Raw genomic sequence first — 6,636 nt, 5'->3', positions numbered from 1 at the left:
GCGTTCGCTGCTCCGTAGGAGCCGAGCTTGCTCGCAAAAGCTGTGGGCGAGCTAACGCTCGACCTGTAGGAGCTGGCTTGCCAGCGAAGGTCGTTAACGATGACGCGTTTCAACAGGATAAACGTGGCGCATTCGAATGCTTCGCTGGCAAGCCCGCTCCTACAGGGGGTGGTGGTTTTCAGGTGTTGCGTTCGCTGCTCCGTAGGAGCCGAGCTTGCTCGCAAAAGCTGTGGGCGAGCTAACGCTCGACCTGTAGGAGCTGGCTTGCCAGCGAAGGTCGTTAACGATGACGCGTTTCAACAGGATAACCGTGGTGAATTCGAATGCTTCGCTGGCAAGCCAGCTCCTACAGAGGGTGGTGGTTTTCAGGTGTTGCGTTCGCTGTTCTGTAGGAACCGAGCTGTTATGGCTCAATGTTTTTGGACCCATGTCTCGCTGCTCGGCGCCTACAGGCCGGCGGCATCGATATCGATCAGCAGCAGTCGCTCGCCGTTGTCGAAAAACTGTCCGGCGGTGAGGCAATACTGGTTGCTGGTGGCGTCGCGGTAGGTGTTGGAAAGCGTCAGCCGGCGCTGCTCCCAGCCCTCGGCCAGCAGGTGATAAAAGTACGGGCGCCAGGACCAGTTATGGCCCACGTAGCGGTTGTCGGACTCCCAGCGGTGATTACGCCATTCAAGGTTGGGCGTCAGTTGCGTGCCGTGGCGATCGCATTGATAGAAGCGTAACAGCCAGGGAAAAGCGTCCAGGTGCGGTAGGGCGCTGAGCGGGGCGCGGGCCTGGGCCCAGCCTTGGAGGATGGCCATCAGCTCACAGAGTTGCTGGCGCATGATCATCAGGCGACTGCGTTCTGCCAGTTTCTGCTGAACATAGCGCTGACGCAGCTGTGCGAAGCGTTCGACAAAGGCGTCTGTGGCAAAGAACTCCTCTTGCGCCCGGGCGAACAGGAAACCCTGAACGTAGCGCGAACCGCACTCCAGGGCAAAATTCAGTTGTGCGTCGGTTTCTACCCCTTCGGCAATGATCCAGCACCCGGTTTTCTCCGCCATTTGCGCCAGGGCCTTGACCACATCGCTGCTCGGACCACCTAACGCAGCGGCCTGGAACAAGCGCATGTCGAGCTTGAGAATGTCCGGTTGCAGTGCCAGCACGCGGTCGAGTTGAGAGTAGCCGGCACCGAAATCATCGATGGCGATCCGCGCACCCGCTTGACGGTAACGCGCCACCACGTCTGCCAGGCGCTGGATGTCGCCTCCCTGCTCGGTAATCTCGAAGACGATTCGCCGCGAGTCGACCCCGTGCCTGCTCAGTTGCTTTAGGCTTGGCAGAGCCTGGTCCGGGCGCAGACGGCTGATCCAGCGTGGGGACATGTTCAAACTGAGAAACCATTCCGCTGGCGCTTCATGCAGGCGGCTCAGGGCGTTATCGCGAATCTGCCGGTCCAGGCGACGCAGGGCGATGGCGGGTGTTCGCGGGTTGGCAAACAGCGGTCCCACCGAGGTCAATTGACCGTCGGCCTGTCGCAGTCGACCCAGTGCCTCGACGCCGGCGATACGGCCGGTGGCGGTATCGATGAACGGCTGAAAGCAGGCGAGCGGTTGCCCGTCGATCACGAGTCCTCCTTAGTAAGGTCTTGTTCTTGGATTGAATCTGCTTACCGGATAGGCATGCAGGATCGAACCCCTCGATAAAGAGGTTCAATCCCGATGGTGTTGCAAGAATGCAGCCAGAGGCTGGCTTAGTGATTGCGCGAAGAGCCTTGCATGACCAGCTTGATCAGCGGCCCCAGCGTGGTGCCCAGGCGAACCAGCCGAGTCAGGCTGCTGACGCCGCCGCTCTTGGCGCCCTTGCCGGTCAAAAAGCCCAGCAAGGTGACCGCCGCCACGCCCCAGAGTGGAGCGTGTTTGATGCCGAAGCCATCCTGCAGGTTTTGCGTCATCCCGCGCACGCGCTGCAAAGGCACCAGCAGTTGCGCTGATTCATGGCGGATTTCCTGGCGATGCATTTCCATGCGCAAGCGGATCAGGGCCTTGCGCATTTCCGTACGCGAGCTGTTGTGAGGCAGTTCAGGCAGGCTCATGGCAGCAGGCGCTCCCGATCGTTGGCCAGTTCTTCCAACGTACCGTGGAAGGGTGAGGACTCATCGAAAATCGCCGCTCTCAAGCGCATCGCACAAAAGACGCACGCAAGGCTGTAGAACACGCAAAGCGCGATGATGGCTGGCAAACGATAGGTGTCCCAAAACAGGATCAATACCAGCGTCGACAGCCCCACCAGCAACAGCAAGGCGAACACCAGCGCCAGGCCTGCAAACAGCAGCAGGCTGACAGTGCGGGCTTTTTGTTCCTGCAGTTCGATGCCGAACAATTCGACATGGCTGTGCAGCAGTCCAAGAAAAGCGGCACCCAGGCGCCGCGGTGAGGAGCTTGGGCCCGTCGCGGACGAGCCGGATTCGCCGATCGCCATGATCAGCGCCGAGTGGCCAGCAGACCAATCAGGAAACCCACGCCGGCCGCGATTCCGACCGATTGCCATGGGTTGGCCTGGACGTAGTCTTCGGTGGCGGTGACGGCTGCCTTGCTGCGCTCACGCAGAGAGTCTTCGGTCAGTTTCAAGGTTTCCCGTGCACGCAGCAGACTGTCGTGGATCTGCTCGCGCAATTCGTCAGCCTGATCACCCGCCAAGGTTGCGGTGTGTTCCAGCAACCGTTCGGTGTCGCTGACGAGTGTCTGAAAATCGTTCATCAGGATTTCTTGAGCAGTCTTTGCCTTGATGCTGGCCATTGGTGATCTCCGTAAGTGGCTTCTGTTGCGTTCGAGTATGAGCCTTGCGCGAAGGTTCAGTACAAATGACTGGTACAACTTTTGCTACGTCGTGGTGCGTCTGCCTGCGCCGTTGCGCTGTTGCCGGGCATGATTTCAGGAAAACCCTGACTCAAACAATTAAAACCCGCGCGAATGTCCCGGTCGTGATTGACCTCGACGAATTTCGTGCGCCAAAGCGGTTCATCGGGATCTGATTGCTGATCCCGGAAAGTTGCAACTTGGTGCATGAATGGTCTGCGCGAACTGCTTTGGTGCTTTTTTAGCCTTCAGGTCTGCCAATCCCCATGGAAAATCTGCAAAGCGCTGTGGACAGTCTGGTCCATAGCTCCAATACGTTGTTCATTCTGATCGGCGCGGTCATGGTGCTGGCCATGCACGCCGGTTTCGCCTTTCTCGAAGTCGGCACGGTTCGCCAAAAGAACCAGGTCAACGCGTTGTCGAAGATCCTCAGCGACTTCGCCATTTCGACCCTGGCCTACTTCTTTATAGGCTATTGGATTTCCTACGGCGTCACCTTCATGCAACCGGCGGCGGTGATCAACGCCGATCATGGCTACGGGCTGGTGAAGTTTTTCTTTCTGCTGACCTTTGCCGCGGCGATCCCGGCGATCATTTCCGGAGGCATTGCCGAGCGTGCACGGTTCGTTCCGCAGTTGTGCGCGACCGCATTGATCGTGGCGTTCATCTATCCGTTCTTCGAGGGCATGATCTGGAACGGTAACTTTGGCCTGCAAGCCTGGTTGCTGGAACGCTTTGGCGCCAGCTTCCATGATTTCGCGGGCTCTGTGGTCGTCCATGCCATGGGCGGCTGGCTGGCGCTGACGGCGGTGTTGTTGCTCGGCCCGCGCAATGGTCGTTACCGGGACGGGAAACTGGTGGCGTTTGCGCCTTCCAGCATTCCCTTTCTGGCACTGGGTTCGTGGATTCTGATCGTGGGATGGTTCGGGTTTAACGTCATGAGTGCCCAGACCCTGCAAGGTGTCAGTGGGCTGGTGGCGGTGAACTCGCTGATGGCCATGGTCGGCGGCACCGTGGCAGCGCTGATCGTCGGGCGCAACGACCCGGGCTTTTTGCATAACGGCCCGCTGGCCGGCCTGGTGGCGATCTGCGCCGGTTCCGATCTGATGCACCCGGTGGGCGCGCTGGTAACCGGTGCCATCGCCGGGGCATTGTTCGTCTGGTGCTTTACCGCGGCCCAAGGCAAATGGCATATCGACGATGTGCTGGGTGTCTGGCCCTTGCATGGTTTGTGCGGCGTCTGGGGCGGAATCGCCTGCGGCATCTTCGGCCAGAGTGCATTGGGCGGCCTGGGCGGCGTGAGCCTGGTCAGCCAGTTGATCGGCACCGCGCTGGGTGTGACCGTGGCGCTGGCCGGTGGTTTTGCGGTGTATGGCGTGATCAAGGCGCTCCATGGCCTGCGTCTGAGCCAGGAAGAAGAGTATTACGGCGCGGACCTGTCGGTGCACAAGATCGGCGCTGTCAGTCAGGACTAGTTCAGGTTTCTTCATCGTCAGCCCCGGGATAAAAACCGTGCAGCAAGCGATAGCGGTCACGTCGTACCTGATCGACCCGGTCCTGCACCTGCTGAACGGGCAGCCCCAGCATGATCAGCGCATGGGAGGCGAGCATCAGGCTGGATTCCAGCAACTCGGGCACGACTTCGCTGGCTCCGGCCGCCTTCAACTCGGCCAGCTGACTGTCGTCCCGGGTGCGCACCAGGATCGGCACGCTCGGGTTAAAGCGTCGTGCTTCCTTGAGTATCAGCAGGGCGATGTCGGTTTGGTCCACGGCGATCACCAGCAGCCTGGCGCGCTCCAGCCCTACGGCGGCAAGCAGTTCGCCGCGGCGTGAGTCGCCGTAATGCACGCAGCTTTCACTCACGGCCGCTTCCTGAACCCGCACCGGGTCGCTGTCCAGTGCGATGTAGGGTTGCTGCACACGACGCAGGAAGCGGCCGATGGACTGGCCGACGCGACCGTAACCACAAATCACCACATGGCCACGTAATCCGGCGTTGAGCGCGCTGATTTCTTCGAGTTGCGCCTCTTCGTTAGGCTTGCGATGCAGGCGAGTCGCGATGTGGGGAGCTGCGCGTAGCAGCAGCGGCGTCACCAGCATCGAGCAGAATGTCGCTGCCAGCAGCAGGCCTCCGAAGTCGGCGGGCATCAGTTGGTTTTGCTGCATCTGTGCCATCAGGGCAAAACAGAACTCGCCGCCCTGGGCCAATGCCAGGCCGCTACGCCAGGCGGTTTCACTGTCGCTGCCACGCCATTTGACCAGCAGCGCAACCACGCTGCCCTTTAACAACAGCAGCCCCAGGGTCAGGCCGAGAATCAGCAAACCGTGACTGGCGAACAATTGCACGTCGATCAACATGCCGATACTGACGAAGAACACCCCGAGCAGGATGTCGCGAAACGGCCGGATGTCGGCTTCGATCTGATGCCGGTAGTGGCTTTCCCCCAACAACATCCCGGCGAGAAAGGCGCCCAGCGCCGGGGAGAGGCCGAGCAGGTGAGTCAGCCAGGCCGTCAGCAGAACGATGACCAGCGCCAGCAGCACGAACAGTTCCGCGGAACGGGCGGCCGCCACTTCATGAAACAGACGGGGCAACAACCAACGACTGGCCAGCAACAAACCGGCGAACAGTACTGCGGTCTTGCCCAGCGTCACGGGTAACGCCCAATACCAGGGCTGGTCGCTATTACCGGCGAACACCGGCACCAGGGTCAGCAGCAACACCGCCACCACATCCTGGAACAACAGCACGGCGATGGCATTCTGTCCGTGTGTGCTGAAAATTTCGCCGAGACTGCCCAGCTCCTTGCTGACGATGGCGGTGGACGACAGCGACAGGCCGGCACCGAGTAACAGTGCAGGCGTGGTCGCCATGCCGAGCAACATCAAAATAGCGCCCAGCAATAGCCCGGTACTTAACACTTGCAGGCTGCCCAGCCCAAACACCACCCGACGCAGGGCGAGCATTTTCGACAGCGAAAACTCCAGCCCGAGGGAGAACAGCAGAAACACCACCCCCAGCTCGGCGAGGTACGGCAGCGCTTCGCTTTCATTTATCCAGTTGAACGCCGTCGGCCCCACCATCAGGCCCACGCACAGGTAGCCCAGCACGGGCGGCAATCGCAGGCGCTGGAACAGGGCGATGACCACCAGGGAGGAGGTGAGGATGATCAGCAGATTGGCGAACACAAAAACTCCGGTGATGGACGCTGGCTACTCAAGCGTAGAAGCAATCAAACCGTAAGCATCGCGCAAAGGGCATTGAAGGTGACTGATGTGCATCAGGATGTACCACGATCCATTGCCGTTCATGGGTTGCAGGGCATAGGATTCAATGGCTCGACGGCTTTTCGGGGCCGGCCTAGAATAATCACTTAATTTATCGGTTGAGCGCTTATGCCTCCTGAATGTCAGCTGTTCGGCACCCTTGGGTGCCATCTCTGTGAAGTGGCCGAAGCCATGCTGATGGAATTTGTCGAAAACGGTCTGCTGGTGGAGCTGGTGGATATCGCTGAAGACGAAATGTGGTTCGAGGCTTACAGTCTGCGTATCCCGGTATTACGACGGGTCGATACCGGCGCTGAGCTGGGCTGGCCGTTCAATGCCGACCAGGTTGTGGCGTTCTTGCGTTAAGCGATTTTTCGAGTGCCGGTGTCCCGTCTGTCGCACTTTTGCGATTGATCCCTTGGCTTAACAGGCAGTGTTCGGATACTGTATGCGCATACAGCTATTCGCAGTGTCTACCTCGCCTCCCTGGTTTTTAGAATTTGGGCAGGTGGCCGGGCGTAAGAGGGAT

At 59.8% G+C, this 6,636-nt stretch carries 7 protein-coding genes; 2 read left to right on the top strand and 5 right to left on the bottom strand.

Annotated elements, in window-relative coordinates; all coding sequences use genetic code 11:
- Positions 1-446 precede the first annotated feature (446 nt).
- From AEQ67_RS02850 to AEQ67_RS02835, 4 genes are all read right to left on the bottom strand, one after another.
- Positions 447-1,610 (bottom strand): EAL domain-containing protein, encoded by a 1,164-nt coding sequence (locus tag AEQ67_RS02850; RefSeq protein WP_059402375.1) that lies wholly within the window; start codon positions 1,608-1,610, stop codon positions 447-449.
- 125 nt (positions 1,611-1,735) lie between these two features.
- Positions 1,736-2,077: a hypothetical protein gene (locus AEQ67_RS02845; protein ID WP_059402374.1), complete on the bottom strand. Its 342-nt coding sequence runs from the start codon at positions 2,075-2,077 to the stop codon at positions 1,736-1,738.
- Entirely contained in the window at positions 2,074-2,463 is a 390-nt protein-coding gene (locus AEQ67_RS02840; protein WP_059402373.1) for a phage holin family protein, read from the bottom strand. The genes AEQ67_RS02845 and AEQ67_RS02840 overlap by 4 nt, the downstream gene beginning before the upstream one ends.
- 2 nt (positions 2,464-2,465) lie before the next feature.
- Entirely contained in the window at positions 2,466-2,780 is a 315-nt protein-coding gene (locus AEQ67_RS02835) for a DUF883 family protein (protein WP_017340000.1), read from the bottom strand.
- 326 nt (positions 2,781-3,106) lie between these two features.
- Here AEQ67_RS02835 and AEQ67_RS02830 point away from each other — a divergent pair, with 326 nt between their 5' ends.
- The gene (locus AEQ67_RS02830) at positions 3,107-4,315 is read left to right on the top strand and encodes an ammonium transporter (RefSeq protein WP_059402372.1); all 1,209 of its coding nucleotides are present in this window, start codon (positions 3,107-3,109) and stop codon (positions 4,313-4,315) included.
- A 1-nt stretch (position 4,316) separates the two neighbouring features.
- On the opposite strand, the gene AEQ67_RS02825 is transcribed toward AEQ67_RS02830, so the two are convergent.
- Positions 4,317-6,029, bottom strand: a complete 1,713-nt coding sequence (locus AEQ67_RS02825; RefSeq protein ID WP_059402371.1) for a cation:proton antiporter — start codon at positions 6,027-6,029, stop codon at positions 4,317-4,319.
- Positions 6,030-6,236: 207 nt separating this feature from the next.
- On the opposite strand from AEQ67_RS02825, the gene AEQ67_RS02820 reads away from it, so the two are divergent.
- Positions 6,237-6,473, top strand: coding sequence for a glutaredoxin family protein (locus AEQ67_RS02820; RefSeq protein WP_059402370.1), 237 nt, complete (start codon positions 6,237-6,239; stop codon positions 6,471-6,473).
- Positions 6,474-6,636: the final 163 nt, after the last annotated feature.

This window comes from Pseudomonas sp. RIT-PI-q, assembly GCF_001297125.1.
Taxonomy (GTDB): Bacteria; Pseudomonadota; Gammaproteobacteria; order Pseudomonadales; family Pseudomonadaceae; genus Aquipseudomonas.
Note: the sequence above shows the minus strand (reverse complement) of the source record. Positions and strands in the feature narration are given on the sequence as shown.

Bases quoted from the DNA above. Each gene is read 5' to 3' on its own strand.
- AEQ67_RS02845 (WP_059402374.1), bottom strand. From the start codon at position 2,077: ATGAGCCTGCCTGAACTGCCTCACAACAGCTCGCGTACGGAAATGCGC.
- AEQ67_RS02835 (WP_017340000.1), bottom strand. From the start codon at position 2,780: ATGGCCAGCATCAAGGCAAAGACTGCTCAAGAAATCCTGATGAACGAT.
- AEQ67_RS02830 (WP_059402372.1), top strand. From the start codon at position 3,107: ATGGAAAATCTGCAAAGCGCTGTGGACAGTCTGGTCCATAGCTCCAAT.
- AEQ67_RS02840 (WP_059402373.1), bottom strand. From the start codon at position 2,463: ATGGCGATCGGCGAATCCGGCTCGTCCGCGACGGGCCCAAGCTCCTCA.
- AEQ67_RS02820 (WP_059402370.1), top strand. From the start codon at position 6,237: ATGCCTCCTGAATGTCAGCTGTTCGGCACCCTTGGGTGCCATCTCTGT.